Origin of the sequence: Methylobacterium sp. E-005 (assembly GCF_022829725.1) — a bacterium.
GTDB lineage: Bacteria > Pseudomonadota > Alphaproteobacteria > Rhizobiales > Beijerinckiaceae > Methylobacterium.
Window position 1 is genome coordinate 59,349 of the sequence record NZ_JAKSYG010000199.1, and the last position, 24,599, is coordinate 83,947.

At 70.1% G+C, this 24,599-nt stretch carries 28 protein-coding genes; 19 read left to right on the forward strand and 9 right to left on the reverse strand.

Annotation, left to right across the window (positions count from 1 at the left end):
• The first annotated feature begins 1 nt into the window (after window position 1).
• Complete coding sequence (locus MKK88_RS22425; protein WP_244003637.1) at window positions 2-721, forward strand: HAD hydrolase-like protein; 720 nt, start codon at window positions 2-4, stop codon at window positions 719-721.
• Here the strand turns inward: MKK88_RS22425 and MKK88_RS22430 are convergent.
• Window positions 658-1,155, reverse strand: a complete 498-nt coding sequence (locus MKK88_RS22430) for an outer membrane protein assembly factor BamE (RefSeq protein ID WP_244003639.1) — start codon at window positions 1,153-1,155, stop codon at window positions 658-660. The genes MKK88_RS22425 and MKK88_RS22430 overlap by 64 nt on opposite strands.
• A 155-nt stretch (window positions 1,156-1,310) precedes the next feature.
• On the opposite strand from MKK88_RS22430, the gene MKK88_RS22435 reads away from it, so the two are divergent.
• Window positions 1,311-1,874 (forward strand): ubiquinol-cytochrome C chaperone family protein, encoded by a 564-nt coding sequence (locus MKK88_RS22435; protein ID WP_244003753.1) that lies wholly within the window; start codon window positions 1,311-1,313, stop codon window positions 1,872-1,874.
• Window positions 1,871-2,398 (forward strand): YceD family protein, encoded by a 528-nt coding sequence (locus tag MKK88_RS22440; RefSeq protein WP_244003641.1) that lies wholly within the window; start codon window positions 1,871-1,873, stop codon window positions 2,396-2,398. The genes MKK88_RS22435 and MKK88_RS22440 overlap by 4 nt, the downstream gene beginning before the upstream one ends.
• 79 nt (window positions 2,399-2,477) lie before the next feature.
• Here MKK88_RS22440 and MKK88_RS22445 read toward each other — a convergent pair whose 3' ends face one another.
• From MKK88_RS22445 to MKK88_RS22455, 3 genes are all read right to left on the reverse strand, one after another.
• The gene (locus MKK88_RS22445; RefSeq protein ID WP_244003755.1) at window positions 2,478-3,251 is read right to left on the reverse strand and encodes a DUF1194 domain-containing protein; all 774 of its coding nucleotides are present in this window, start codon (window positions 3,249-3,251) and stop codon (window positions 2,478-2,480) included.
• A 234-nt stretch (window positions 3,252-3,485) separates the two neighbouring features.
• Window positions 3,486-3,710, reverse strand: a complete 225-nt coding sequence (locus MKK88_RS22450; RefSeq protein ID WP_244003643.1) for a hypothetical protein — start codon at window positions 3,708-3,710, stop codon at window positions 3,486-3,488.
• A gap of 217 nt (window positions 3,711-3,927) precedes the next feature.
• Window positions 3,928-4,641, reverse strand: coding sequence for an SIR2 family NAD-dependent protein deacylase (locus MKK88_RS22455; RefSeq protein WP_244003645.1), 714 nt, complete (start codon window positions 4,639-4,641; stop codon window positions 3,928-3,930).
• A gap of 110 nt (window positions 4,642-4,751) precedes the next feature.
• Between MKK88_RS22455 and MKK88_RS22460 the strand changes: the two genes are divergently transcribed.
• The 7 genes from MKK88_RS22460 to MKK88_RS22490 all read left to right on the forward strand — a co-directional run bounded on the left by MKK88_RS22460 (window position 4,752) and on the right by MKK88_RS22490 (window position 12,176).
• The gene (locus MKK88_RS22460) at window positions 4,752-5,312 is read left to right on the forward strand and encodes an isochorismatase family protein (protein WP_244003647.1); all 561 of its coding nucleotides are present in this window, start codon (window positions 4,752-4,754) and stop codon (window positions 5,310-5,312) included.
• Complete coding sequence (locus MKK88_RS22465; RefSeq protein ID WP_244003648.1) at window positions 5,309-6,367, forward strand: GlxA family transcriptional regulator; 1,059 nt, start codon at window positions 5,309-5,311, stop codon at window positions 6,365-6,367. Before MKK88_RS22460 ends, MKK88_RS22465 begins: the two co-directional genes overlap by 4 nt.
• Window positions 6,368-6,532: 165 nt before the next feature.
• Window positions 6,533-7,960 carry a dihydropyrimidinase gene (hydA, locus tag MKK88_RS22470; protein ID WP_244003650.1) on the forward strand — a complete coding sequence of 476 codons (1,428 nt, stop codon included), beginning with the start codon at window positions 6,533-6,535 and terminating at the stop codon, window positions 7,958-7,960.
• Window positions 7,961-8,010: 50 nt separating this feature from the next.
• On the forward strand, window positions 8,011-9,006 hold the full coding sequence (locus tag MKK88_RS22475) for an ABC transporter ATP-binding protein (protein ID WP_244003652.1): 996 nt from the start codon (window positions 8,011-8,013) through the stop codon (window positions 9,004-9,006).
• A 16-nt stretch (window positions 9,007-9,022) separates the two neighbouring features.
• Window positions 9,023-10,279 (forward strand): PotD/PotF family extracellular solute-binding protein, encoded by a 1,257-nt coding sequence (locus MKK88_RS22480; protein WP_244003654.1) that lies wholly within the window; start codon window positions 9,023-9,025, stop codon window positions 10,277-10,279.
• A gap of 70 nt (window positions 10,280-10,349) precedes the next feature.
• Window positions 10,350-11,282: an ABC transporter permease gene (locus MKK88_RS22485; RefSeq protein WP_244003656.1), complete on the forward strand. Its 933-nt coding sequence runs from the start codon at window positions 10,350-10,352 to the stop codon at window positions 11,280-11,282.
• Between the two features lie 3 nt (window positions 11,283-11,285).
• Window positions 11,286-12,176, forward strand: coding sequence for an ABC transporter permease (locus tag MKK88_RS22490; protein WP_244003658.1), 891 nt, complete (start codon window positions 11,286-11,288; stop codon window positions 12,174-12,176).
• Here MKK88_RS22490 and MKK88_RS22495 read toward each other — a convergent pair.
• Both MKK88_RS22495 and MKK88_RS22500 read right to left on the reverse strand, forming a co-directional pair.
• Window positions 12,173-12,475, reverse strand: coding sequence for a type II toxin-antitoxin system RelE/ParE family toxin (locus MKK88_RS22495; RefSeq protein WP_244003660.1), 303 nt, complete (start codon window positions 12,473-12,475; stop codon window positions 12,173-12,175). The two genes, MKK88_RS22490 and MKK88_RS22495, sit on opposite strands and share 4 nt — an antisense overlap.
• Window positions 12,468-12,743, reverse strand: a complete 276-nt coding sequence (locus MKK88_RS22500; protein WP_244003661.1) for a type II toxin-antitoxin system ParD family antitoxin — start codon at window positions 12,741-12,743, stop codon at window positions 12,468-12,470. Before MKK88_RS22500 ends, MKK88_RS22495 begins: the two co-directional genes overlap by 8 nt.
• Window positions 12,744-12,871: 128 nt before the next feature.
• Between MKK88_RS22500 and MKK88_RS22505 the strand changes: the two genes are divergently transcribed.
• Together MKK88_RS22505 and MKK88_RS22510 are read left to right on the forward strand one after the other, a co-directional pair.
• Window positions 12,872-13,177, forward strand: a complete 306-nt coding sequence (locus MKK88_RS22505) for a hypothetical protein (RefSeq protein ID WP_244003663.1) — start codon at window positions 12,872-12,874, stop codon at window positions 13,175-13,177.
• Window positions 13,178-13,294: 117 nt separating this feature from the next.
• Window positions 13,295-13,987, forward strand: a complete 693-nt coding sequence (locus MKK88_RS22510; RefSeq protein WP_244003665.1) for a 50S ribosomal protein L25/general stress protein Ctc — start codon at window positions 13,295-13,297, stop codon at window positions 13,985-13,987.
• Between the two features lie 73 nt (window positions 13,988-14,060).
• Here MKK88_RS22510 and pdxH read toward each other — a convergent pair whose 3' ends face one another.
• Window positions 14,061-14,684 carry a pyridoxamine 5'-phosphate oxidase gene (pdxH, locus tag MKK88_RS22515; protein WP_313902342.1) on the reverse strand — a complete coding sequence of 208 codons (624 nt, stop codon included), beginning with the start codon at window positions 14,682-14,684 and terminating at the stop codon, window positions 14,061-14,063.
• A gap of 93 nt (window positions 14,685-14,777) precedes the next feature.
• Here pdxH and MKK88_RS22520 point away from each other — a divergent pair, with 93 nt between their 5' ends.
• Window positions 14,778-15,266, forward strand: coding sequence for an RT0821/Lpp0805 family surface protein (locus tag MKK88_RS22520; protein ID WP_244003667.1), 489 nt, complete (start codon window positions 14,778-14,780; stop codon window positions 15,264-15,266).
• A 39-nt stretch (window positions 15,267-15,305) separates the two neighbouring features.
• On the opposite strand, the gene MKK88_RS22525 is transcribed toward MKK88_RS22520, so the two are convergent.
• Entirely contained in the window at window positions 15,306-15,605 is a 300-nt protein-coding gene (locus MKK88_RS22525; RefSeq protein WP_244003669.1) for a hypothetical protein, read from the reverse strand.
• Between the two features lie 340 nt (window positions 15,606-15,945).
• Here MKK88_RS22525 and MKK88_RS22530 point away from each other — a divergent pair, with 340 nt between their 5' ends.
• The 5 genes from MKK88_RS22530 (at window position 15,946) to MKK88_RS22550 (ending at window position 22,422) form a co-directional block, all read left to right on the forward strand.
• Window positions 15,946-17,553, forward strand: a complete 1,608-nt coding sequence (locus tag MKK88_RS22530) for a formyl transferase (protein ID WP_244003671.1) — start codon at window positions 15,946-15,948, stop codon at window positions 17,551-17,553.
• Between the two features lie 131 nt (window positions 17,554-17,684).
• Window positions 17,685-19,661 (forward strand): monovalent cation:proton antiporter-2 (CPA2) family protein, encoded by a 1,977-nt coding sequence (locus tag MKK88_RS22535; RefSeq protein ID WP_244003674.1) that lies wholly within the window; start codon window positions 17,685-17,687, stop codon window positions 19,659-19,661.
• Between the two features lie 34 nt (window positions 19,662-19,695).
• Window positions 19,696-21,132, forward strand: a complete 1,437-nt coding sequence (locus MKK88_RS22540; protein WP_244003676.1) for an MATE family efflux transporter — start codon at window positions 19,696-19,698, stop codon at window positions 21,130-21,132.
• Between the two features lie 116 nt (window positions 21,133-21,248).
• On the forward strand, window positions 21,249-22,001 hold the full coding sequence (locus tag MKK88_RS22545) for a DUF937 domain-containing protein (protein ID WP_244003678.1): 753 nt from the start codon (window positions 21,249-21,251) through the stop codon (window positions 21,999-22,001).
• A 103-nt stretch (window positions 22,002-22,104) separates the two neighbouring features.
• Window positions 22,105-22,422: a cupin domain-containing protein gene (locus tag MKK88_RS22550; RefSeq protein ID WP_244003680.1), complete on the forward strand. Its 318-nt coding sequence runs from the start codon at window positions 22,105-22,107 to the stop codon at window positions 22,420-22,422.
• 32 nt (window positions 22,423-22,454) lie between these two features.
• Here the strand turns inward: MKK88_RS22550 and MKK88_RS22555 are convergent, their stop codons facing one another.
• Window positions 22,455-22,904 (reverse strand): hypothetical protein, encoded by a 450-nt coding sequence (locus tag MKK88_RS22555; protein WP_244003682.1) that lies wholly within the window; start codon window positions 22,902-22,904, stop codon window positions 22,455-22,457.
• A gap of 368 nt (window positions 22,905-23,272) precedes the next feature.
• Here MKK88_RS22555 and glyA point away from each other — a divergent pair, with 368 nt between their 5' ends.
• A complete protein-coding gene (glyA, locus tag MKK88_RS22560; RefSeq protein ID WP_244003684.1) occupies window positions 23,273-24,577 on the forward strand; it encodes a serine hydroxymethyltransferase in 1,305 nt (434 codons plus the stop codon).
• The last annotated feature ends 22 nt before the right edge of the window (window positions 24,578-24,599 follow it).

The following is a 24,599-nucleotide window of genomic DNA, read 5'->3' on the forward strand; positions in this document are numbered from 1 at the left end:
GATGATCCGCCAGAATGAGGCCGCCGGGCTGCGCCTCGTCGTGCTCGACTTCGACGGGACCCTGGCCGACAGCTTCGACTGGTTCTGCGCGGTGATGAACGGCGTCGCCGCGCGCTACCGCTTCCGGAAGGTCGAGGCGCACGAGGTCGAAGGCTTGCGCCTCCAGGGTGCCCGCGCGATCGTGGCCCATCTCGGCATCCCGCGCTGGAAGCTGCCGCTGATCGCCCGCCATATGCACCGGCTCGCGGCCCGCGACGCGGCGCAGATCGCGCTGTTTCCGGGCATACCCCAGATGCTGGCCGGCCTCGCGCAGGCCGGCGTGCCGATGGCGATCCTGTCGTCGAATCGCGCCGACACGGTTCGGAGGGTGCTTGGGCCGGACAATGCCGCCCGCATCGACGCCTATGCCTGCGGGGCTTCGCTGTTCGGCAAGGCGCGGCGCCTGCGCAAGCTCCTCGCGCGCCGGGGCGTGACGCCGGCCCGGGCCCTGTGCATCGGCGACGAGATCCGCGATCTGGAGGCGGCGCGCGCCCTCGGCTGCCCGTTCGGCGCGGTGGCGTGGGGCTATACGGACCCCAAGGCGCTGGCCGCGCAGGAGCCGGACTACCTGTTCTCCAATCCCGGAGAGATCGCCCGCCTGCTGGCGGGCGCCCCGGCTCACATGCCGCGGTTGGCGCCCGGCACGACGCTGGCGCCGCTGCCGCTGCCGAACGGCTCGTAGCGGGTCAGGCCGCGGAACAGCTGGCTGAGGAAGGCCCGGTCGGCGCCGCTCGTCGGCGTGGTGCGCTCGATGAAGTCGAACACCCGCCCGTCCTGCAGGCCGTAGAGCGCCACGCGCTCGACCTTGAAGGCGGGGGTGAAGTAGACGGCCGTGACCTTCTGGTCCTCCACCTGCTCGCCCATGAACATGATCGTGCGGCGGGTGTTCTGGGAGATGTAGTACCAGGACTTGTTGCCCACGGTGGAGACCGTGGAGGGCGTGCCGAGGATCTGCAGCACCTGCTCGGGGCTCATGCCGGGCTTGATCGTAGCGAGCGCCGCCTGATCGACTTGATAGCCGTGGCGCAGCTCCTCGCCGATGCAGCCGGACAGGCCGGCGCCCGCGAGGCCGAGCAGGGCAAGGCGCGCGAAGGACTGGACGAGACGGCGCCGCATCGGGCCCCCAGGAAGCGTGTGGACGGACAGGGCGCAACCGATGCCGCCGGTTCGGAATTCCGGCGACGCTTGCGCCCTGGGCGTGGGTTGCCGTACCGCGGGGTTATGGCTTTGACAAGGCAAGCTTGGCCACACTTCGCAAGGGCGTGGCATCGATGATCGGTCGGCTGTTCCGGCAGGCAAATGCGCGGCGGCAGGCCGTCGAGGGCCTGCATGTGGCGCTCAGCATGGCGGCCCGCCGCCCCGGCCTTTATACCGGCCTCGACGTGCCCGACACCGTCGAGGGCCGGTTCGAGGCCCTGTGCCTGCACGCCATCCTGGTCCTGCGCCGGCTGAACCGCCTGCCGGCCCCGGCCGCCGAGGTGGCGCAGGATCTCGTGAATTCCGTCTTCACCCAGCTCGACGCGTCCCTGCGCGAGCTGGGTGTCGGCGACATGGGCGTGGGGAAGCGGATGAAGAAGCTCGGTGCCGCCTTCTACGGCCGGGCCACGGGCTACGACGCGGCCCTGGACGCGGGCGACACGGGGGCGCTGCGCGCGGTGCTCGTCCGCAATGTGCTCGGCGGGGCGGGGGACGGGGTGGGGCTCGCCGCCTACGTGCAGGCCGCCGACGCGGCGCTCGCCGGCGCGGATCTCGATCTGCTGCTTGGCGCCGGGCCGCCCTTTCCGGAGCCGGACGGCTTCGCGTCGGACAGAGAAGCAGAAGGAGCCATCGCATGAGCCAGGACAGGCGCCGGGAGAACCCGAACGACAGCTTTCCGCTCGCGCGCTGGGTCAATGTCGAGCGCCTGCCCCAGGGGCGGGGTGCCGTCACCGTCGAGGCGAGCCCGGCCGAGTGCGCGGCGCTGGCCGTCGATTTCAAGATTCCCGGAATCCGCGACCTGGTCGGGCGCTTCGAGATCTCGGGCTCCACCAGCCGCCTGACCGTGACCGGCACCGTCGACGCCCTGGTGACGCAGGTCTGCACCGTGAGCCTCGAGCCGTTCGAGGCGCCGGTCCACGAGCCGGTGGAGGTGGTGTTCACCGACACCGACCAGCTCGCCGGCACCGACGCCGAGGAGGCCGACATCCCCGATCCGCTGGTCGGCGGGCGTATCGATTTCGGCGCGCTCACCGCCGAGTTCCTGGCGCTGGGGCTCGATCCCTATCCGCGCAAGCCCGGCCTCAGCTTCGAGCCGGTGGTGGTTGGGGAGGATGCGGGTCCGCTCGCCGGCTTGCGCAAGCTCCGCGACGGCGAGGGTTGAGGGTCGACACCTCCGGGTCGCAGTCCGCTGACGCTGGGCGGGCGGGAAGGGGCGCCGCGATGTGGTCGCCCCGCCGCCCCTACCGCCTTAGCGCGCTGATCTCGATCACGAATTTCCGTCGCAGGGCCCGCGAGAAGTCGCCATAGCCCGCCGCAGCCAGCAGGAACGCGCCCGGTCCGCCGATGACGTGGGCGCGGTACCATTGCTCCAGGCTCGTGCGCTCCTGCGGCAGCGGGGTCGCCCGCAACCCGTAGCCCGGGGCGCGGTAGGCGCCGGCCCCGACCACGTCGTTCTCGCCCGGAACCAGGATCGGCAGGCCGTTGATCGTCGCGCCGGTGGCGAGCAGCGCCTCCTGAGCATCGCTCAGGCTGTCGGCGTCGGTGCAGTTGTCGATGCCGTCGCCCGAGACGTCGATCACCACGCGCTCGGCCGGCATCGGCAGCGCCGGCAGCACCCCTGCGGTGACCGTGCGGAACATCTGGCCGAGGCAGGTGAACTCGCCCGCCTGCCGGGGCGTGGCGCGCACCAGCGCGGCGGTGGCGGTGGCGTCGGCCCGGCTGGCGATCCGCCGCCAGCCGACCGCGAGGTTCGCCCGGTCCGCCCAGGTGACCATGGCGAACAGGATGCCGCCTGGGTTGCCCGTGATGGCGCCGACGACAGAGGGATCCTCCAGGGCCTCGGCGATGCCCTCCATCTGCAACCGGAACCGGGTGTCGTCGACGGATTGCGAGACATCGACGGAGACCACCAGCGCGGTGGCGACGCCGTCGGCCGCGACGGCGGGGCTCAGGCCGAAGATCAGGGCGGCCGCCCGCAGCGCGCCGCGGCACAGCCATCCCGAACCCGTCCGCATGCTCGGCATGGGTATCCCCGGACCTCACGCGGCCGGAGGGCCCCGCGGGATCGTTAGGGCATGTTTCCAGGCTCGGTAAAACCGGCCTTTCGGGGGAGGCGGGAGGCATCTGAAGCCTCCCGGACCGGGAAGGAACCGGCTCCGGCGGCGCTTGCGCTCATCTCGGAGAGGATCTTCCAGCGATATCCCACGCGCGGGATAACCGGGGCGGACAAGCCGCCCCGCGTTGCAGCCTCAGGCTGCGGCGGCCGCGAGGGCGTGGCGGTGGCCGTTCAAGCCAGCGCAGAGATCGTCGATCTCCGTGAGGTTCAGGGCATCACCGGTCTGGCCGGCGATGGTGTCGATCAGGTGGTCCTGGCGTGGGTCGAAGGGATGTCCCTGCATCCGGTAGAATTGATAATAGCGCAAAGCCGCCAGGACGGTGTCACGCTCGCGGTCGGTTACGGTGAAGTGCTGCATGGGTCGTAGCTTCCCCTATGGCTTCAACGAACGCTCGGGAGGGCCGCGACGCCGAGCCCGAGCTTGGCCGTTGTAACCGGTCGGCAACTATCCGAACAGTTCTTGACAGCTCGCAACGAAGTGATTCGCGAAAATTAGGATCATGATCCTCGACAACCGCAATGCTTTTTACGCCGAAATACACAGGCATTTCAGTGCGTTGCCGGCTTAGGTACGGTCACAGACCCAGATCGGCGAGATAGCGCGGCAGCGCCTCGCTGGCCGGCCCGTACCGCGCCGTGTCGAACGCGTCGGCGTTGTCGGAGGGTTCGAGGTTGATCTCGCAGGTCGGAATTCCGAGCGCCCGGGCCTGCCGCACGTAGCCGGCCGCCGGGTAGACCGCCCCCGACGTACCCGCCGCTACGAACAGATCGGCCTCCGCCAGCGCCGCCTCGATCGCGTCGAGGTGCATCGGCATCTCGCCGAACCAGACCACGTCCGGCCGCATCCGGCCCGCGACGCCGCAGGCCGGACAGGCGTCCGTACGGCTGAGGTCGACGCGCCAGGGCGTGACCGTTCCGCAGGCGCAGCAGCGGGCCTTGAGCAATTCGCCGTGCATGTGGGTGACCGCTTGGGAACCCGCCCGCTCGTGCAGGTCATCGACGTTCTGGGTGCACAGGAACAGCCGCCCGCCCCGCGCGGCGAGCCGGGCTTCGGCCTGCGCCAGGGCGATATGCGCGGCATTCGGCTCGGCCGCGATCACGCCCCGGCGGCGATGGTCGTAGAAGTCGAGCACCGTGTCGGGGTCGGCCGCATAGGCCTCCGGGGTGGCGAGCTTCATGGGATCGAACCGCGCCCAGATCCCGCCGCGGTCCCGGAACGTGCCGAGCCCGCTTTCGGCCGAGACGCCGGCGCCGGTCAGCACGAAGATCTTTTCGGGATGCCGCGTCATGCCTGTGCCCCGGATGGCCGAAAATGTCCGCTCGTTGGCCACGCGGTTGCTTTCGCGCCCAGGCCGAGGGACGGATGCTGGTCCTGCACCCACCCTTGCGGAGGCAGGACATGTCCGATGTTGCGCTGCTGGTCATCGATGTCCAGGAATCCTTCCGGCACAGGCCGTTCTGGACCGACGCCGAACTCCCGCACTTCACGGAGCGTCAGCAGGCGCTCATCGACGGCGCCGTGGCGCGCGGCATCCCGGTGCTGCAGGTGTTCCACCTCGCCGACACGGGTCCGTTCTCCCTGGAATCGGGCCATGTCCGCACCCTCGCTCCCATCGTGATCGCGCCCGCGGCCGTGTTCCACAAGCGCCGGCACAGCGCCCTGGTCGATAGCGGCCTCGCGGGCTGGCTGACGCAGCACGGCATCCGCCGCCTGATCGTGTCGGGGATCCGGACCGAGCAATGCTGCGAGACCACCACGCGCCACGCCTCCGACAGAGGCTGGCAGGTGGATTTCGTCACCGAGGCGACCCTGACCTTCGCCATGACCCATCCGGATGGCCGCCGCTTCGAGGCCGGCGACATCAAGGCCCGGACCGAGCTGGTCCTGACCGAACGCTTCGCCCGCATCGCCACGGTGGAGCAGGCGCTGGCCGGCCGGGCGCTGGCCGCCGCCGCATGACCGGGCCGGGGCGCCGCATCCCGGTCCTTGTGGTGCTGCCGCCCCGGGCCCTGCTGCTCGATCTCGCCGGCCCGATGGAGGTGCTGCGGATCGCCGGGGCGGTCCAGGACCGGATCGCCTTCGATCTCCGCTACGCGGCTCCGCAGGGATCGACCCGCAGCTCGATCGGGCTCGATCTCGGCGGCGCCGGCCCGTTGCCGTCGGACATCGCGCCCGGGACGGTGGTGCTCCTGCCCGGCGCGACCGAGCACCCGCTCGGCCCCGAGCGGGACCAGGCCGCGGAGGCCGCCGCGGAGGCGCAGATCGTGGCGTGGCTGCGCACGGCGATCCGTCCGGGCCACACGGTCGTGACGGTCTGCGAGGGCGCGTTGCTGGCAGCGCGGGCCGGCCTGCTCGACGGCTACGCCTGCACCACCCATCACGGCAGCTGCGCCCGCCTCGCCGCGGTGGCGCCACGGGCAAACGTGCTGGAGAACCGGCTGTTCGTGCAGGACCATGACCGGTTCAGCAGCGCCGGCGTCACCGCCGGCATCGATTTGATGCTGCATCTCGTGGCCGAATGGGCCGGCCCGGCGACGGCGGTCGCGGTGGCCCGCACGCTGGTCGTCTACATGCGCCGCGGCCCGGACGATCCGCAGCTCTCCCCCTGGTTGGAGGGCCGCAGCCACCTGCACCCGGTGGTCCATCGCGCGCAGGACGCGATCGCGGCCGACCCGGTGCGGGACTGGTCACCCGCCATGCTCGGCACGTTGGTCGGGGCGAGCCCGCGCAACCTCGCGCGGCTGTTCCGGCTCCACGCCGGGATGACCGTGACGGAGGCGGTCAACCGCGCCCGGATCGCGCGGGCCGGGGACCTGATCGCGCAGACCGATCTCGGCCTCGAACAGGTCGCCGAACGGGCGGGCTTCGCCTCGGCCCGTCACATGCGGCGGGTGTGGGCGCAGTTCCACGCGACAGCGCCGTCGATGCTCCGCGCCAAAGTCCCGGATCCGAAAGGGCGTGCCCTTTCGCGGGTTCAGGGCGGAGCCCTGATGGGCTCGGGCAAAGCCCGATAACGGGGCTCCGCCCCGCTTCCCCGCCAAAGGGCTGAGCCCTTTGGAAACCCATGACGGGGAGACGCTGGACCCAGACGATTGGCTGTGACCTCCTCCCACCGCAACGGCTTCCGCCCGAATCGGCGCGGACCATGCATCGCCCCGTGGCGTGGAGGAGCGACCGGCATGCCCGAATACGATCTGGCGATCCGCGGCGGCACCGTCGTCACGGCGAGCGACACGGTCCGGGCCGATATCGGCGTGCGCGGCGGCCGCATCGTCGCGGTGGCCGAGGGCATCGCGGATGCCGCCCGGGTGATCGACGCCTCCGGCCTGCTGGTCCTGCCCGGTGGCATCGACAGCCACGTCCACATCGCCCAGGAGTCCGGTCCCGGCATCGTCATGGCGGACGACTTCGCCAGCGCCACCCGGGCGGCGGCGGCCGGCGGCAACACCTGCGTGATGCCCTTCGCGCTCCAGCCCCGGGGCGCGTCGCTGCGCGAGACGGTCGATGCCTACCGGGCCAAGGCCGAGGGCCAGTGCCACGTCGACGTGGCGATCCACATGATCATCTCGGACCCGACGGAAGCCGTGCTCGGCCAGGAGCTGCCGGCTTTGGTCGCCGACGGCTACACCTCGTTCAAGGTCTTCATGACCTACGACGACCTCGTCCTGAACGACCGTCAACTCCTGGACGTGTTCCACGTGGCCCGGCGGCAGGGCGCCCGGGTGATGGTCCACGCCGAGGGCTACGACGCGATCCGCTATCTCAGCGAAAAGTTGGAGCGGGCGGGCGAGACCAGGCCCTACGGCCACGCCCTGTCGCGCCCCGAGGTGGTCGAGCGCGAGGCGGCCCACCGGGCGATCAGCCACGCCGAGCTGATCGACCTGCCGATCGTGATCGTCCACGTCTCGGGCCGCGAGACGACCGAGCAGATCGCCTGGGCGCAGGCGCGGGGTCTGAAGATCCGGGCCGAGACCTGCCCGCAATACCTGACCCTCACGGCCGAGGACATGAAGGGGCTCGGTCATGACGACCCCATGGCGGGCTCGAAATACGTCTGCTCGCCGCCGACGCGGGACGTCGAGAGCCAGGAGGCGGTGTGGTCGGGGATCCGGCGCGGGGTCTTCGACGTGGTCTCGTCCGACCATTGCCCGTTCCGCTACGACGACCCGCAGGGCAAGCTGAACCCGCGCGGGAAGACCTCCTTCCGCTGGATCCCGAACGGCATCCCCGGCATTCAGACGCGGCTGCCGGTTTTCTTCTCGGAGGGCGTGTCGAAGGGGCGGATCAGCCTGAACCAGTTCGCCGCGCTGACCGCCACGAACCACGCCAAGCTGTACGGGCTCTACCCGCGCAAGGGCTCGATCGCCCCGGGCTTCGACGCCGACCTGACCCTGTGGGACCCCAACAGGCGCGAGACCATTCGCCAGGAGATCCTCCACCACGGCTCCGACTACACGCCCTGGGAGGGTTTTGCGGTGACTGGCTGGCCGGTCATGACCATCGCGGGCGGTACGGTGATCGCCGAGGACGGCAAGGTTCTCTCCGTGCCGGGCCGCGGGCGGGTGCTCGACCGGGCGGTCGATCCGGCCGAACGCCGGGACGCCTGACGGCCGCGCTGGCCCGCCGCTTGCCTGCAATCTCCGGGGGGGAGAACCGCATGGACGTCGAGCTGATCGGCCTGACCAAGCGCTACGGCGCGGCCATTGCGGTCGATGGTATCGACCTCAAGGTGCCGTCCGGCGCCTATTGCTGCCTGCTCGGGCCCTCGGGCTGCGGCAAGACCACGACGCTCCGGATGATCGGCGGCCACGAGCGGGCCAGCGCGGGCGACGTGGTGATCGGCCCGAAGGCCGTCGGCGATGCGCCCCCGGTGGAGCGCGGCACCGCCATGATGTTCCAGAGCTACGCGCTGTTCCCGCATCTCGACGCGCGCGACAACGTCGCCTTCAGCCTGAAGATGCGCGGGATCGGCAAGGCGGAGCGCCGCGCCAAGGCGATGGCGATGCTCGATCTCGTGCAGATGAGCCACCTCGCCGGGCGCCTGCCGGCCCAGCTGTCCGGCGGCCAGCAGCAGCGCGTGGCGCTGGCCCGCGCCCTCGTCACCGGCCCGAAGGTGCTCCTGCTCGACGAGCCGCTCTCGGCCCTCGACCCGTTCCTGCGGGTGCGGATGCGGGTCGAGCTGAAGCGGATCCAGACCGAGCTCGGCCTCACCTTCATCCACGTCACCCACAGCCAGGAGGAGGCGATGGCGCTGTCCGACCTCGTGGTGGTGATGAATGCCGGACGGATCGAGCAGGCCGCCGACCCGCGCACCGTGTTCGAGCGCCCGGCCACCGCCTTCGTGGCCCGGTTCATCGGCGGCCACAACGTCATCCGGCTGCCCGAGGGCCTCGTCGCCGTGCGGGCCGACCGGATGCGGCTCGGCGCCGAGGCCGGACCCGCCGCCCTGCCGGCCCGGGTGGTGGCGGTCGAGTACCAGGGCACCAGCGTCCATGTCGGCCTCGACGCCGAGGGGCTGGAGCGCGCGCCTGAGAGCCCCGCCGCCCTCACGGCGATCCTCAGCGACGCGGATTTCGCCGTCCGCCCGCTCTGCCTGGGCGAAACGATCCCGGTCGGCTGGGACGCTTCCGCCGCCCACCGCCTCGACGCGTAACCGTACGGAGACGACGATGGACCTTTCCCCCAGCCGCCGCACGCTCCTGAAGGGCGCCGCCGCTTTGGCCGCCACGCCGGTGACCGGCTTCCCGGCCGTGCACGCCGCCGAGCCCGTGACCCTGCGCTACCTCGGCACCGCGGTGAACCAGTCCGCCGATATCGCCAGGAAGGTGAAGGAGGATCTCGGCATCACCCTCGAGTACATACCGGTGGTGACCGACGAGGTGACCAAGCGCGCGGTCACCCAGCCGAACTCCTTCGACCTGATCGACACCGAGTATTTCAGCCTCAAGAAGATCCTGCCCTCCGGCAACCTGCAGGGCATGGACGCCAGGCGGATCAAGCTCGCCGACAAGATCTCTTCCATTTTTACCAAGGGCGAGGTGGCGGGCAAAAAGATCGGCGACCAGGGCACGGCGCCCAGGAAGGTCTTCTACCTGGAGGGCGTCGACTCCAAAAAATTTGCCGGCGAACAGACGGAATGGATCTCCCTGATCCCGACCGTCTACAACGCCGACACGCTGGGCATCCGGCCGGACCTGATCAAGGTGCCGGTCACGAGCTGGAAGGAGCTCCTGAACCCGGCCTTCAAGGGCAAGGCCTCGATCCTCAACATCCCGTCGATCGGCATCATGGACGCCGCCATGGTGGTGGAGGCGACCGGCGACTACACCTACGGCGACAAGGGCAACATGACGAAGCCCGAGATCGACCGGACCATCAAGGTGCTGATCGAGGCCAAGCGCGCCGGCCAGTTCCGGGCCTTCTGGCAGGACTTCAACGAATCCGTGAACCTGATGGCCTCGGGCGAGACGGTGATCCAGTCGATGTGGTCGCCCGCCGTCACCAAGGTGCGGGCGCAGGGTGTGCCCTGCACCTACCAGCCGCTCAAGGAGGGCTACCGGGCCTGGGCCTCGGGCTTCGGCATCCCCAAGACCCTGAGCGGCAAGAAGCTCGACGCGGCCTACGACTTCATCAACTGGTTCCTGTCGGGCTGGGCCGGGGCCTATCTCAACCGGCAGGGCTACTACTCGGCGGTGCTGGAGACCGCGCAGGCGAACATGCAGCCCTACGAGTGGGCCTTCTGGATGGAGGGGAAGCCCGCCGAGAAGGACATTCTGGGCCCCGACGGCACCCTGATCGAGAAGGCCGGCGCCACCCGCGACGGCGGCTCCTTCGACGCGCGGATGGGCGCGGTCGCCTGCTGGAACGCCGTGATGGACGAGAACACCTACATGGTCCGCAAGTGGAACGAGTTCATCGCGGCGTGAGCGGTCTCTACTTCTTCCCCTCCCGCCCCCGCAGTGGGGGGAGGGAGGGTGCGTGTCAGGGCCGGACAGCATGACCGATCTCGCTCTGCCCACCGCCGCATCTGCTGAGCGGACCGCCGCGCCCGCCGTCGCGCACCGCCCGCGCCGCAGCCTCGCCTATCTTCAGGCCGCCCCGCTGGCCCTGGTCTTCCTCGTCTTCCTCGTGATCCCGCTGGTGCTCACCGGGATCGTCTCGCTCTGGGAGTACAACGAGTACGAGATCATTCCGGCGCTGACCCTGCAGAACTACGTCGACGTGTTCGACGGCTGCCTGTCGGCCGACCTCTGCACGACTTTGCGCACCTATCTCTCGACGGTGAAGTTCGTTGCCCTGACCCTGGCGATCACCCTGCCGCTCGGCTTCGCCATCGCCTACTTCCTGGCCTTCCACATCCGCTCCGGCACGGTGCGGATGGGCCTGTTCCTGCTCTGCACGATCCCGTTCTGGACCTCGAACGTGATCCGCATGATCTCGTGGATCCCGCTGCTCGGCCGCAACGGCCTCATCAACGACACGCTCCGAGCGCTCGGGCTGATCCGGCAGCCGATCGACGGCCTGCTCTACTCGGATTTCGCGGTGGTGCTGGCCTTCGTGCACCTCGACACGGTGTTCATGATCGTGCCGATCTTCAACAGCCTCGCGCGGATCGACCGGCGGCTGATCGAGGCGGCGCGCGACGGCGGCGCGTCCGGCGCGCAGATCCTCTGGAACGTGATCCTGCCGCTCGCCAAGCCCGGCATCGCCATCGGGACGATCTTCGTGACCACCCTGGTGATGGGCGACTTCGTCACGGTCGGCGTCATGGGCGGCCAGCAGATCGCCAGCGTCGGCAAGGTGATCCAGGTGCAGATGGCCTACCTGCAATTCCCGGCCGCCGCCGCCAACGCCATGGTGCTGCTCGCCGCCGTGCTGCTGATGATCCTGGGGCTCACCCGGATGATCGATCTCCGGCGGGAGCTGTAAGCGATGGACCAGCCCCGCGGCCGCGCCTTCTATCTGCTGGCGGCGGTCTTCGCCCTCTACGTCCTGTTCCTCTACGGGCCGACGCTGACCATCCTGGCGCTCAGCTTCCAGGGCCCGTCCGGCGGCCTGACCTTCCCGATGAACGGGGTCTCGACCCACTGGTTCGCCAAGCTGTGGGAGGGGGTCGGCGTGGTCGACATCTGGGCGGCGCTGCGGCGCTCCCTGGCGCTCGGCCTCGTGGTGATGGCGCTCACCGTCGGGATCGCCTTCTATGCCGGGCTCGCCTTCCGGAAGGGGTTCTGGGGGTCGGGCCTCGTCTTCGCCCTGGCGGTTTCGAGCCTGATCGTGCCGTCCATCGTGGTCTCCCTCGGGATCGGGCTGGAGTTCCGGCTCCTCGACGACGCCATCAAGGCGCTGGCCGCCGCCACCGGCTGGGGATTCCTGCAGGACCACGGCACCCTGATGGGCCTCTACAGCTCGGCGCTGGGCGCGCATCTCACCTGGACGCTGCCCTTCGGCCTGCTGATCATGTTCGCGGTGTTCAACCGGTTCGACCCGGCCTACGAGGAGGCCGCCCGCGACCTCGGCGCCAGCGGCCCGCAGACGCTGCGCCACGTGGTGGTGCCGATCCTCGCGCCGGCCCTCGTCGGCGTCGCGCTGTTCGGCTTCACCCTGTCGTTCGACGAACTGGCCCGGACCAGCCAGGCGATCGGCGGCCGCAACACCTTGCCGCTGGAATTGCAGGGCCTGACCACCACGGTGACGACGCCGGAGATCTACGCGCTCGGCACGGTGACCACGGCGGTGTCGGCGCTGGTGATCGGGACGGCACTCGGTTTGACCCTGTGGCTGCAGAAGCGCCGGGCGCGGCGGGCGCTGGCGGGACGGACTTAAAGCGGTACATCCTGGGCTGACAGATCACGACCTGCATAGAGCACGCGCAGGATCACCACTGCCGTATCGCTCACGGTAAGCGCCACCAGAACGCGACGCTCAAGCGCGATCGTCCGCAGGCCTGGCACCAAGTCATCGCGCGGCATGGTCCTCTCGGGCAAATCGGCCAAGCTCGCGCACAACTGATCGATGCGATCGAGATAGGCCCCAGCTCGCTCGGGGCCGGACTGTCGCTCGATGTAACGGTAGAGGTTGAATAGATCCGTGCGTGCCAGCGGATGGAAGCGGACGCTACGCACCTTGCTTCGCCGCTTTTACACGCTCGGCATGATGGGCGCGCAAATCCGCGAAGACCTGTTCAGCCGGAATAGTCGGACGCGGATCATCCAATGCCTCTTGGACGCGCTGCCGCAGGACGGCGTCGAGTGCAGCCTCCTCTCGGTCGAGGGCTCGGAGACCGGCGCGGATAACTTCGCTTACGCTGGCGTAGCCGCCGGATTGAATACGCGCATCGACCCGCTCCTGTAGATCGCCGAGGGTGACGGTGATGGGCTTGCTGGCGCGCATGGCTCTCTCGTCCTCTCGCTCAAGGCTGTGTATGACTATGTCATACACCTGGGTCTGTGATCCAGTGTGTGTCGTGCATTCAGAAGGGACGCATGCGATCGGTGCGGCGATCTTGAGAAAGACTGGATTTGCGAGACGCCCACGACACCGTCGATCGCCTCGCGAGCGGCGAGCGGATCTCCGTGACCCTGCACCTGACGCCGAGTGGCAACTCGCCTTTCGCCCTGAGCCAATTCGGTGTGGCCGCGTCGGCGCTTCAGCTGGCCGAGGCATCGACGATCCCCGGCGATGTCCTGGGCGCGATCGATGCGTGGCGCCTGTCGAGGCCGGAGCGGCCAAGCCGGGAGGAAGCCATCGACATAATCCTCTGGAGAGGGCTCGCAGCCGCATGGCGGCGCCACCCGAACGTTGCCAATCCACCCCCATCGGTGTAAGCGCACCCCGCGCCCCCGAGACACCCTTGGAGGCAGGGGCGCGCCGGGAAGGTCGGGAGCCGTCCACATCGGGCGGCTTTTTCGCGTTCCGGCTCCAGCCATCAGAAGGATCACGCCATGAGCGCTGTGAAGACGCTTGAGGCCGTGGCACGCGACCGGGTCGGCAAGGGGGCCGCCCGGGCCGTTCGTCGCCAGGGCCAAGTTCCCGCCGTCATCTACGGGGGCGGCCAGCCGCCGCAATCCATCGCGGTCGACCTCATCCGCACCCGCACCCTGATCTACGCCGGCGGCTTCAAGACCACGCTGTTCGAGATCAACGCCGGCGGCAAGAAGATCCGTGCGATCCCGCGCGACTTCCAGCTCGACCCGGTGAGCGGCGTGCCGCTGCACGTCGACTTCCTGCGCGTCGTCTTGGGCCAGACCGTCACGGTCGAGGTGCCGGTGCACTTCGTCAACGAGGACGAGGCCCCCGGCATCAAGAAGCTCGGCGGCACCCTCAACATCGTGGCCCACACCCTGAGCCTCGACGTCGCCCCCGATCAGATCCCCGATGCGATCGAGGTCGACCTGACGGGCCGCGCCATCGGCGACGTGATCCACGTCTCCGACATCAAGATCCCGGCCGGCACCTACACCGGCGAGCAGACCGACCCGGTCGCCAACATCGTGCCGCCGACCGTGCTGGGCGCCGAGGTGGAGGCCGAGGAGGCCGCCATCGCCGAGGCACAGTCGAACGAGGCTGCCGAGGAGAAGGCCGAGGCCGAGGCCGAAGCCGCCGAGGACGAGAAGAAGGACGGCGAGGAGGCCTGAGCCCCGTCGCATCGCTCCGCACGATCGAGAGCCCCGGCCCCGCCGGGGCTCTCTTCGTTTCGGGGCCAGGATCTCAGGGATAGAGCCGCGCGCGGCTCCAGCCGTCACCCGCCCGGGTGAAGCGAACCCGGTCGTGCAGGCGGTAATCGCCGTTCTGCCAGAACTCGATGCTCGTCGGCGCGATGCGGAAGCCGGTCCAGTGCTCCGGCCGGGGGATCGGCCCGTCCCCGTAGCGCTCGGCGAGTTCTGCCACCGCACCCATCAGCGTGGCCCGGTCGGCGAGCGGGCGGGATTGCTGGCTGGCGATCGCGCCGAGGCGGCTCTCCGGGTGGCGGCTTGCGAAATAGGCATCCGCCTCCTCCGGGCTCACCTTGGAGACCTGGCCCCGGGCGCGCACCTGCCGCCGCAGGCTCTTCCAGTGCAGCACGAGCGCCGCCTGTGGATTCTGGGCGAGCTCCTCGCCCTTGGCCGATTGGGCGTTGGTGTAGAAAACGAAGCCGCGCGCGTCAAAACCCTTCAGAAGCACCACGCGGACATCGGGCAGCCCGTCGGCCCCGGCGGTGGCGAGCGCCATCGCGTTCGGATCCTCGGGCTCTGCGGCCTCGGCCTTCCTCATCCAGGCGGCAAACAGCGCGACGGGGTCGTCGCTCTGCGTGAAGTCCGCAGCTTGCGGGTCATCGGTCCTTAACTGATCCACGCCAAGACTCCTGCCTGCCGCGTCCTGGGGCCTGAGGGGGCACCGACATCGGCATGTTCGGTCGAGCGGAAAGCCCGTCGTGAGTCAGGTGTAATGCGGCGATGCGTGTGTAAAGGGTCACGGCGGCGGTCACGCTTCGGCGCGGCTGCACTGTCGCTGTCGATGATGCTGGTCCTGTGCGGCTGCAGCCAGCCGCTGCTGGTCTTTCGCGGGGAGACCGAGGCGCCGCCGATCGTCGCGGAGCCCACCGTCACCGGGAGCATCGAGAAGCGGCCGCTGAGCTTCGGCAAGGACCTTGCCGAGGAGGACTGGCGGCGGGCCCGGGCCGCCCTGACCGTCGCGCTGGATCCGCAGGGCAACGGGCGCCCGGTGAAGTGGGACAACCCCGAGACGGGCCTGCACGGCACGGTCAATCCCACCGGCTTGCCTTACGTGGCGGATGACCTGATCTGCCGCAACTTCCTGGCATCGGTGGTCGGGCCACAGCGCAACCGCTTCGTACGCGGCACCGGGTGCAAACCCTCAGGGGGTGCCTGGACGCTCACGCGCGTTCGGACCGCGACGGAATCCGAACGCTCCTGATCCCCACCGGCCCCGGAGCGGGGCCGGCAACAAACCGACTCAGTAGGGATGGCCGTAATAGGGCCGCATGCGCAGCCGCGGCTGCGCGGCCGGCGGGGCGACGTAGCGGGCGGCGGCCTCCGGATCATAGGTCCGGATGTAGGGATCGAGGGCCGGGTCGCGGTAATTCCCGTTGTTCACGCCCGCCGAGCGGTCGTTGCCGCTGAGCGCTGCATAGGGCGAAAGCCCGCTGCCGCTGTCGCCGCCCCCACCGCCGCCGCCCCCGAACGCGAAGGCTGCACCCGGCGCGGCGACGAGGAGCATCGCGGCGAGCGGCATCGTCAGCGTCTTGCGCGTCATGTCCTGTCTCCAAAACGTCTGACCGAGCGAACGGCTCAGCCGGACGGGGGGTTCCCGGGCGAGCCCCGGATCAGCCGCGTGACATGGTATCACGGCCTGCAACAGAGATTTACGATGCCGGACGAAACGCATCAATTTTTGATGACGTCCGCAGGATTCGCACGGCATGGCTGGCTTGTTCTGGTGGACAACCGATCGGTCTTGCTGGATCGTGCCACCAAGCAACAGCTTCCGAGCCCGCTTCGACCGTATTGACGGCCGTCTGAGGGCGCTTTCCAGGGCCCTTCAAAGTGCGCGTCGTGACGCAATACGCCTGGCCGAGCGCGAGGTCGTTCGGCTGATGGAGCGCGTGATCGGCGGTTCGGACCGGTCGACGGTCGGCGGTCGGGCTCCGGCCAGTTCCGGCCTCCAGGTGCCCCGCCCAGGTTCCGCCGTGCGGTCCGTGACCGTGCGCCTCGACCGCCGATCCCTGCGCGGTTGGCATATCCGCCTCCTCGACCAGATCGGACAGCGCCCCGACCGGCGCGTCCGGATCGCCTGGGTCACACCGGGGGGCGGCCTTCCGGCGAATGCCGAACTGCTGTTCCGCTTGGAGGCCGCGATTCACGGGCTGCCTCGGCCTGGCCTCGCCACCGCGGCCGAGCCGGTCGCCCTCGCCCCCTACGAGGTCGGGCCGGACGAGGCTGTGACGGCCGGGGACGACGTCGTCCTCGACCTCGCGGGCGCACCCGCCACCCCGACCGCGGCGCCGGTCTGGCGGCTCGACTTCGACGGTGTGCCGGGCGAGGCGGGCCTGCTCGCCGCCCTGTTCGCCCGCCGGGCGCCGGTGGCGGCCCTGCGCGGCCCGGATGGGACGCCGGTCGCGGTGGGCCGCCTCGGGGCCGAATCCCACAGCGTGATGCTGGCCGCCTTCGAGGATTACCTCGCCCGGACGATCACGCTGATCGCCGCCGCCCTCGACGGAGCCGCATCGCCGACGCTTCCCGATGGTGCCGAGGCGCCGCTGCAGCCGGGCCGGGCCTTCGACCTCGACGGGTTCGGGGCCGGGCGGCGCGCCGCCGGGGGCCTCGCCCGACAGATCGCCCGCCGGCTCTACACCCTGTGCTTCCAGGGACCGCAATGGCGGGTGGGCTGGCGGCAGGTCGTCGGCCCGGACCTGATCGACCTGCGCCATCACCCGGAGAGCGGCTGGAACGACCTGCCCGATGACGGGCGCCGCTTCTACGCCGACCCGTTCGCCATCGCCCGGAACGGGGCCGTGACCCTGTTCGTCGAGGAGTTCGACTACCGCCGGGGCAAGGGGGTGATCTCGGCGGTCGGCTTCGAGGCCAGCGGTCCCCGGGGCCGCCCGGAGCCGGTGCTGGAGCTTGAGACACACCTCTCCTACCCGTTCGTGTTCGAGGCGGACGGGCAGGTCTGGATGATCCCGGAATCCCACGCCTCCGGAACGATCGATCTCTACCGCGCCACCGCCTTCCCGCGAGGCTGGGTCCACGAGGCGGTGCTGGTCGAGGGGGTCGTGGCCAGCGACGCAACGCTGCTGCAGCATGGCGGCCGATGGTGGCTGTTCGCCACGGTCCGGGCCGGGGGCGGCAGTTATTCCGACACTTTGCATCTCTGGCACGCGCCGCATTTCCGCGGTCCCTGGACGCCGCACCGGCGCAACCCGGTGCTGATCGATGTCGGCTCGGCCCGGGCCGCCGGGCCGGTCGTGGCGCGGAACGGTGCCCTGATCCGGCCGGTGCAGGATTGCCGCGGCGGCTACGGCGCGGCGCTCGGCCTGGCGCGGATCCTGCGCCTCGACGAGGAGGGCTACGCCCAGCGGGTCGAGACCCGCCTCGGCCCCGGCGCGGCCTGGCCGGGCTCCCGCCTGCACATGCTGAGCGCGGCCGGCGGCCTGGAGTTCATCGACGGCTCGCGCCCCGCCCGGCCCCGGCTGCCGCGCTGATCCGGCCCGCCGGAGCTCGTCGGTGCCCGTCGGTGCCGAACGGCACGCGCTTCCGGCTCGCATCCCGGCGCCGCTCGCGCTAAGCCGATGCTGCGCGTGCGAACCGTAGACGAAGCGCCGGGACGATCTTCATGGCGAGCCCCGTCGAACATGCGAGCTTCCTGCCGCCGGTCCTGACCTTCCTGTCGGCGGCGGTGATCGGCGTGCCGATCTTCCGGCTGATCGGCCAGAGCGCCGTGCTCGGCTACCTCGTGGCCGGGGTGCTGATCGGGCCCTCCGGCCTGTCGCTGATCGCCGAGCCCGAGACCGCCGCCAGCGTCGCCGAGATCGGTGTGGTGCTGCTGCTGTTCATCGTCGGACTGGAACTGCACCTGACGCAGCTCGTCTCGATGCGGCGCGACATCTTCGGGCTGGGCACCGCGCAGCTCGTCGTCTGCGCCCTGGTGCTCGGCGGGGCCGGCATGCTGGCGGGCCTGAGCTTCGGCGCGGCCGCGGTGATCGGCCTCGCGCTCGCCCTCTCGGCCACCGCGGTGGCGCTGCAGCTCCTGGAGGAACGCGGCGACCTGAACAGCGCCTATGGCGCCCGCGCCTTCGCGGTGCTGCTGTTCCAGGACCTCTCGGTGGTGGGCATCCTGGCCCTGATGCCGCTGCTGGCCTCGGCGGGCGGGGGGAGCGACGCATCCTGGCTTGGGGAGGCGGCCACCTCCACCGGCAAGGCGCTCGCCGCGATCCTGACCGTGGTCCTCGTCGGACGCTACGGCCTGAACCCGTTCTTCCGGCTGCTCGCGGCCAGCGGTGCCCGCGAGGTGATGACCGCGGCGGCGCTGCTCGTCGTGCTCGGCACCGCCCTGCTGATGGAGCAGGTCGGCCTCTCGATGGCGATGGGCGCGTTCCTCGCCGGGATCCTGCTCGCCGAGTCGAATTTCCGCCACCAGCTCGAGGCCGATATCGAGCCGTTCCGCGGCATGCTGCTCGGCCTGTTCTTCATGAGCGTCGGCATGTCGATCGACGGGACCCTCGTGCGCGAGGTCTGGCCGGCTTTGTTCGGGGCGACGCTCGCCGCCATCCTGGTGAAGGTCGCCCTGGTGGCCGGCCTGTTCCGGCTGTTCGGCTCGGACACGCTCGGGGCGTTGCGGGGCGCGGCCGTCCTGGCGCCGGCGGGCGAGTTCGCCTTCGTGCTGCTGCCGCAGGCGGCGGATCTCGGCCTCACCGGCGCCACCGCGACGCGCTTCGCGGTGGCGCTCGCTGCGCTGACCATGCTGATCGGCCCGATCGCCGCCAAGGGTCTCGACAAGCTGATCGAGCGGCGCAACGCGCGCAGCACCCTGGCGCTGGAGGAGCCCTCCACCGAACTGGCCGAGAGCGGCGATGCCCGGGTCCTGGTGATCGGCTTCGGCCGGTTCGGGCAGCTGCTGACCCAGGTGCTGCTCGCCGAGGGCATCAACGCCACCGTCATCGACAAGGACGTGGAACAGCTCCGCGCGGCCTCGCGTTTCGGCTTCCGCATCTATTACGGCGACGGCACGCGGCTCGACGTGCTGCGCGCCGCCGGGATCGGCCGGGTCGAGCTGGTCTGCATCTGCGTCGACGACCGGGAGGGCGCCCTGAAGATCGTCGACATCGTGCACGAGGAATTTTCCGAAGTGCGCACCTATGTGCGGGCCTACGACCGCCTGCACGCGGTGGAGCTCATGAACCGGGACGTCGACTTCCAGATCCGCGAGACCGCGGAATCGGCGCTCGCCTTCGGGCGCGCGGCGCTGGAGGCGCTCGGCCTGTCGCCGGAGGCCGCTTCCGCCCGGACCGAGGATGTGCGCAAGCGCGACATCGCCCGCCTCGTCCTGCAGCAGGCGGGCGCCCTGCCGGACGGGTCCAGCTGGATGCGCGGCGCCGCCGCGGAACTGAAGCCCGAGCCGCTGACCGTCCCGATCCGGCCCGCAAGGGCGCTCAGCACCGAGACCCGCGACCTCGTGGGCAGCGACCGGCGTGAGGCGGCCGAGCGCGTGCTCGAGAAGCCGGCGCTGGCCCCGCAGGAGGTGGAGGCCGCCGAGGCCGAGGGCGATCCGGAGGCGGAACTGGAGACGGAAGGTGGCATCCGGGATGCGTAAGGATCCTTGATCATCCCGATGCCTGACGCGCACGATGTCTGACGGCCTGCCGCCGACGGAGAGGGGCCGCTTCGTCACGGGATCAATCCTGCGGCACGTGGTGGTGATGGGTGCCACCGGCTCGGTTGGGCTGATGGCGATCTTCGCGGTCGACCTGCTGTCGCTGCTCTACGTCTCGACGCTGGGCGACCCGAACCTCACCGCGGCGGTCGGATTCGCGGGGATCGTGCAGTTCTTCGCCACCGCGGTGAATATCGGACTGATGATCGCCGCGGGCGCCCTGGTGGGCAAAGCCGTGGGCGCGCACGATCGGGCCTCGGCCCGCCGCCTCGCGACCTCGGCGCTGGCGCTGGGCACCCTGGTGTCCACCCTGATCGCGGTTCTGATCGCGCTCTCAGCCGAGCCGCTCCTGACCCTGATCGGAGCCCGCGGCGAGGCCCTGCGGGTGGCCACCCTGTTCCTGCACATCACCCTGCTGTCGAATCCGCTGCTCGCTGCTGGCATGCTGTTCACCGGGCTGCTTCGGGCAGTCGGCGCCGCGCGGCAGGCGATGCTGGTCACGCTGTCTGGCGCCGTCGTCACCGCGTTCCTCGACCCGCTGCTGATCTTCGCCGCCGGCCTCGGCGTCGAGGGCGCGGCCATCACCGTCTGCGTGGCGCGGGCGACCTTCGTGGTGGTGGGCCTGCGCGATGTCGCCCGGCACGGGCTCCTGGGCCGGCCCCGCGGCGTCGATCTCCGGGGCGACGCGGTCGCCCTGGCGGTCGTCGCAGGCCCCGCCATCCTCACCAACCTCGCGCCCTCGGCGGCGAGCGCCTTCCTGGCGCACCTCTATGCCGGCTATGGAACCGAAGCGGTGGCCGCCGCCTCGGTGATCGACCGCCTGACGCCGGTGGCCTTCTGTGGCCTGTTCGCCCTGTCGGGGGCGATCGGGCCGATCCTCGCGCAGAACTGGGGGGCGGGCCGGTTCGACCGGATGCGCGGCGTCCTGCGCGCCGCCGCCGGGGTGACGCTCGCCTACGTCAGCCTGGTCTGGCTCGTCCTGGCGCTCGCCCGCGGCCCGATCGCCGCCCTGTTCGGCCTGCACGGCGTCGCGGCCGAACTGTTCGGCTTCTTCTGCCAGGTCGGCGGCGCGATCTGGTTCTTCAACGGCCTCCTGTTCCTGGGCAACGCCGCGTTCAACAATCTCGGCTTCCCGTTACGCTCGACACTGCTGAACTGGGGGCGGGCGACACTCGGCACCATCCCGCCCGGCCTGATCGGGGCGGCGCTCTACGGCCCCCGGGGCGTCGTGGCCGGCATGGGCTTCGGCTCACTGATCTTCGGCGTGCTGGGATTTCTGCTCGCGCGCCGCACCGTCGATCGGCTTGAGGGCGCCGGGCCGAACCTCCTGCCGACCACCGGCACGCCGGAGGCGCCCCACCGCGCCGCGCCCCTGCCGGTGGGCCATGCCCATCCCGGCCCGGCGAGCTGAAGGCGACGGTCGGGCGGCACTGAGCACAAGTAAAACGGGTGGGAACTGGTATTTCGCCGCGCGACGGGTCACGATGCTCGCCCCGGCCGGTCTGACCGGGCCAGGATCAAGGCGTCATGTTCAACCCGCTCGAGATGTTCCAGGCCCAGGGCGAAGCCGGGTTCCAGGCTTTGGGTCAGCAATTCGGCCTGACGACCGAGCAGACGGCCCGCGCCTTCGAGGCCCTCATGCCGGCCCTGACCCTCGGCCTCCAGCGCAGCGTCGGCATGGATCCGAGCGGCCTCTCCCGGATGTTCGGCCTGTCCGACGCGTCGCGCCCCGCGGCGCCGCAGGGGCTCGATGCCCTCAGCCAGATGTTCGGTTCGGCCCAGTTGCTGCAGGGGGTGCTGCAGCAGGCCTCGGCCACGAGCGGCGTCGGCGCGCAGGTGCTGCGCCAGATGCTGCCGATGATGGCGGGCGCCGTGGTGGCCAGCATCGTCCACGTCTTGCTGAACCAGCCGCAGGCCGCGCCCGCCCAGGCGCGGGCGAGCGCGCCGCCCCCGCCGGTGCCGTTCCCCTTCGGCCCGGCCTGGGCCGAGATGGCGCGGGCGTTCCTGCCCGCCGAGGCCCCGGCGCCTAAACCGCCCCCCAAACCGCCGGAGGCGAAGCCGGGCGAGTCCGGCTCGGACATGATCCAGCAGATGCTGCGCACCGGGGCGGAGGTACAGGGCAACAACATCCGGGCGATGCAGGATCTGTTCGAGACTTTCTGGCCGACGAAAGGGGCGCCCGATGACGGTCCGCGGGGCGCGCCGGCTGCCGCGCCGCCGCACGAGCCGCAGGCCGCGAAGCCCAAGCGCGGACGTCCGCCCCAGGGCGGGACCGGTTGACGCAGGCGGCAGGCCCGCAACGGCCGTTGACCGAGCGGATTGACCACGCATCTGTCGTGGCCGGTGTCCGACCGACACCTCCTACCGCCGGGGGAATGCAGCGATGACCGACCACCTGACTGCCTGGGATGACCGGGCGGAGAGCGTCGCGGCCAACGGTGTCGCCAAGCGTGCGATCCCGGGCCTGGGCGCGAGCCTCGTGCGGGTGGTGGTGCCGGCGGGCGTCTCGGCGGCGCGCCACAGCCACGATCATGAGCAGTTCGTGCAGGTCGTCTCGGGCTCAGGGACCCTGGAGACCGAGCAGGGTCGCTGGCCGTTCTCCGCCGGCAGCGTGTTCCACTTCCCCGCCGGGGCGTGGCATGCGGCCGCATTCGAGACCGAGACGGTGCTGATCGAAACGAACCTCTCGATCCAAGGCTGATGGAAACCCGGAGACCGGCTTCCGGATCGGCCTCAGCCGGCCGGAGGGTTGCGAAGCGACGCCTCCTCCCGAAGGAGGCTGACCAATGCCTTCTGGGCGTAGCGGATCGCATCTTGAGCGACGATCAAGCTGCTGTCCTGCGGATCGAAGGCGATGCCACCTGATCGGTTCACGCAGGCGGCGACCGCCATCCAGGCACCGGCGCAGCCCGGAAACGTGGAGAAGTAGAAGTCATAAATGCAAGCCCATGGTCCCCCGAAGTCGATCTCCGGGTAAGTTTCTGTCAGGTCGGATAGGGGAATGACCGAGCACTCGAACCCGACCTCGCGACCCTGCCAAGTCGCCGGCAAGTAGCCGGTCGAATCGGGAGGAATGCGGTCGACGTCGAGCGTCATATCGAAACCGACCGCTTCCAGGGCGGCCTGCCATTCCGCGACGTCAGACAGCGGTCGCGTGCAAAAGGCAATGGCTTCCATAGACATGAAAGTATGGTCCTTGATGGATCAAATAATTTGAACTAATAATGGTCTCAATCATCTTTCATATCAAAACCACAAGGCAGTCGCCGTCGCGCGCCACCGCAAGTTACGTGATGCGATGCAGTGCTGGTCCAAAATCTATCTCACGCTGATCTTTCCAGCGTCAAGCGACTCGTTGCCTGCGACGGCACGCATCCGGACCTTCCGATCCTCCGAGCGAAGCCGGCCTGCGACAAATTATTCTTGGGCGCGGTCCAAAATGCCTGCGCTTGGCCTGAGGGTTAGGCCCGTGTAGAAATCCGCGTTCGAACGCCCGCCCGTGCACGCCGACGAAAGGCCGGGCATCGCCCCTACCAGAACAGAGGCAGACCATGAGCGCCGGTACCGCCGCCGACAAGCACTTCTCCAACAGCTTCTTCGCCGCCCCGCTGACCGAGGCCGATCCCGAGATCGCCGAGGCGGTGGCCAAGGAACTCGGCCGGCAGCAGCACGAGATCGAGCTGATCGCCTCGGAGAACATCGTCTCCCGCGCCGTGCTGGAGGCGCAGGGCTCGGTGCTGACCAACAAGTACGCCGAAGGCTATCCGGGCCGGCGCTACTACGGCGGCTGCCAGTTCGTGGACATCGCCGAGGATCTCGCCATCGAGCGCGCCAAGCGCCTGTTCGATTGCGGCTTTGCCAACGTGCAGCCGAATTCCGGCTCCCAGGCCAACCAGGGCGTGTTCCTGGCCCTGATGCAGCCCGGCGACACGTTCCTCGGCCTCGACCTCGCCGCCGGCGGTCACCTGACGCACGGCGCCCCGCCGAACGTCTCGGGCAAGTGGTTCAAGCCGGTCTCCTACACGGTGCGCCGCGACGACCAGCGGATCGACATGGATCAGGTCGCCCAGCTCGCGCAGGAGCACAAGCCGAAGGTGATCATCGCCGGCGGCTCCGGCTACCCGCGCCACTGGGATTTCGCGAAGTTCCGCGAGATCGCCGATTCGGTCGGCGCCTACTTCATGGTCGATGCCGCCCACTTCGCCGGGCTGATCGCCGCCGGCGTGCATCCGTCGCCGTTCCCGCACGCCCATGTCGTGACCACCACCACGCACAAGACCCTGCGCGGCCCGCGCGGCGGCATGATCCTCACGAACGACGAGGCGCTCGCCAAGAAGTTCAACTCGGCGATCTTCCCCGGCCTCCAGGGCGGCCCGCTGATGCACGTCATCGCCGGTAAGGCGGTGGCCTTCGGCGAGGCGCTGAAGCCCGAGTTCAAGATCTACGCCCGTCAGGTCGTGGAGAACGCCAAGGCGCTCGCCGACACGCTGATGTCGGGCGGCTACGACATCACCTCGGGTGGCACCGACAACCACCTGATGCTGGTCGACCTCCAGAAGAAGGGCCTCACCGGCAAGGCCGCGGAAGCTGCGCTGTCGCGCGCCGACATCACCTGCAACAAGAACGGCGTGCCGTTCGACACGCAGAAGCCGACCATCACCTCGGGCATCCGCCTCGGGACCCCGGCCGGCACGTCGCGCGGCTTCGGCGTCGCCGAGTTCAAGCAGATCGGCGGCTTCATCGTCGAGGTGCTGGACGGGCTCGTCGCCAAGGGCGAGGCGGGCGACAGCGCGGTCGAGGCCGACGTCAAGCGCCGCGTCCACGCGCTGACCGACCGGTTCCCGATCTACGGCTGAAGCCTGAAGCGGCCGACCTTCC

Coding starts and splice junctions, on each gene's coding strand:
- MKK88_RS22475 (WP_244003652.1), top strand. CDS start 8,011: ATGGACGTCGAGCTGATCGGCCTGACCAAGCGCTACGGCGCGGCCATT.
- MKK88_RS22510 (WP_244003665.1), top strand. CDS start 13,295: ATGAGCGCTGTGAAGACGCTTGAGGCCGTGGCACGCGACCGGGTCGGC.
- MKK88_RS22545 (WP_244003678.1), top strand. CDS start 21,249: ATGTTCAACCCGCTCGAGATGTTCCAGGCCCAGGGCGAAGCCGGGTTC.
- MKK88_RS22445 (WP_244003755.1), bottom strand. CDS start 3,251: ATGCGGACGGGTTCGGGATGGCTGTGCCGCGGCGCGCTGCGGGCGGCC.
- MKK88_RS22455 (WP_244003645.1), bottom strand. CDS start 4,641: ATGACGCGGCATCCCGAAAAGATCTTCGTGCTGACCGGCGCCGGCGTC.
- MKK88_RS22425 (WP_244003637.1), top strand. CDS start 2: ATGATCCGCCAGAATGAGGCCGCCGGGCTGCGCCTCGTCGTGCTCGAC.
- MKK88_RS22465 (WP_244003648.1), top strand. CDS start 5,309: ATGACCGGGCCGGGGCGCCGCATCCCGGTCCTTGTGGTGCTGCCGCCC.
- hydA (WP_244003650.1), top strand. CDS start 6,533: ATGCCCGAATACGATCTGGCGATCCGCGGCGGCACCGTCGTCACGGCG.
- MKK88_RS22520 (WP_244003667.1), top strand. CDS start 14,778: ATGCGGCGATGCGTGTGTAAAGGGTCACGGCGGCGGTCACGCTTCGGC.
- MKK88_RS22490 (WP_244003658.1), top strand. CDS start 11,286: ATGGACCAGCCCCGCGGCCGCGCCTTCTATCTGCTGGCGGCGGTCTTC.
- MKK88_RS22440 (WP_244003641.1), top strand. CDS start 1,871: ATGAGCCAGGACAGGCGCCGGGAGAACCCGAACGACAGCTTTCCGCTC.
- MKK88_RS22500 (WP_244003661.1), bottom strand. CDS start 12,743: ATGCGCGCCAGCAAGCCCATCACCGTCACCCTCGGCGATCTACAGGAG.
- MKK88_RS22550 (WP_244003680.1), top strand. CDS start 22,105: ATGACCGACCACCTGACTGCCTGGGATGACCGGGCGGAGAGCGTCGCG.
- MKK88_RS22525 (WP_244003669.1), bottom strand. CDS start 15,605: ATGACGCGCAAGACGCTGACGATGCCGCTCGCCGCGATGCTCCTCGTC.
- MKK88_RS22435 (WP_244003753.1), top strand. CDS start 1,311: ATGATCGGTCGGCTGTTCCGGCAGGCAAATGCGCGGCGGCAGGCCGTC.
- MKK88_RS22450 (WP_244003643.1), bottom strand. CDS start 3,710: ATGCAGCACTTCACCGTAACCGACCGCGAGCGTGACACCGTCCTGGCG.
- MKK88_RS22460 (WP_244003647.1), top strand. CDS start 4,752: ATGTCCGATGTTGCGCTGCTGGTCATCGATGTCCAGGAATCCTTCCGG.
- MKK88_RS22480 (WP_244003654.1), top strand. CDS start 9,023: ATGGACCTTTCCCCCAGCCGCCGCACGCTCCTGAAGGGCGCCGCCGCT.
- MKK88_RS22485 (WP_244003656.1), top strand. CDS start 10,350: ATGACCGATCTCGCTCTGCCCACCGCCGCATCTGCTGAGCGGACCGCC.
- MKK88_RS22555 (WP_244003682.1), bottom strand. CDS start 22,904: ATGTCTATGGAAGCCATTGCCTTTTGCACGCGACCGCTGTCTGACGTC.
- MKK88_RS22540 (WP_244003676.1), top strand. CDS start 19,696: ATGTCTGACGGCCTGCCGCCGACGGAGAGGGGCCGCTTCGTCACGGGA.
- glyA (WP_244003684.1), top strand. CDS start 23,273: ATGAGCGCCGGTACCGCCGCCGACAAGCACTTCTCCAACAGCTTCTTC.
- MKK88_RS22535 (WP_244003674.1), top strand. CDS start 17,685: ATGGCGAGCCCCGTCGAACATGCGAGCTTCCTGCCGCCGGTCCTGACC.
- MKK88_RS22430 (WP_244003639.1), bottom strand. CDS start 1,155: ATGCGGCGCCGTCTCGTCCAGTCCTTCGCGCGCCTTGCCCTGCTCGGC.
- MKK88_RS22530 (WP_244003671.1), top strand. CDS start 15,946: ATGGAGCGCGTGATCGGCGGTTCGGACCGGTCGACGGTCGGCGGTCGG.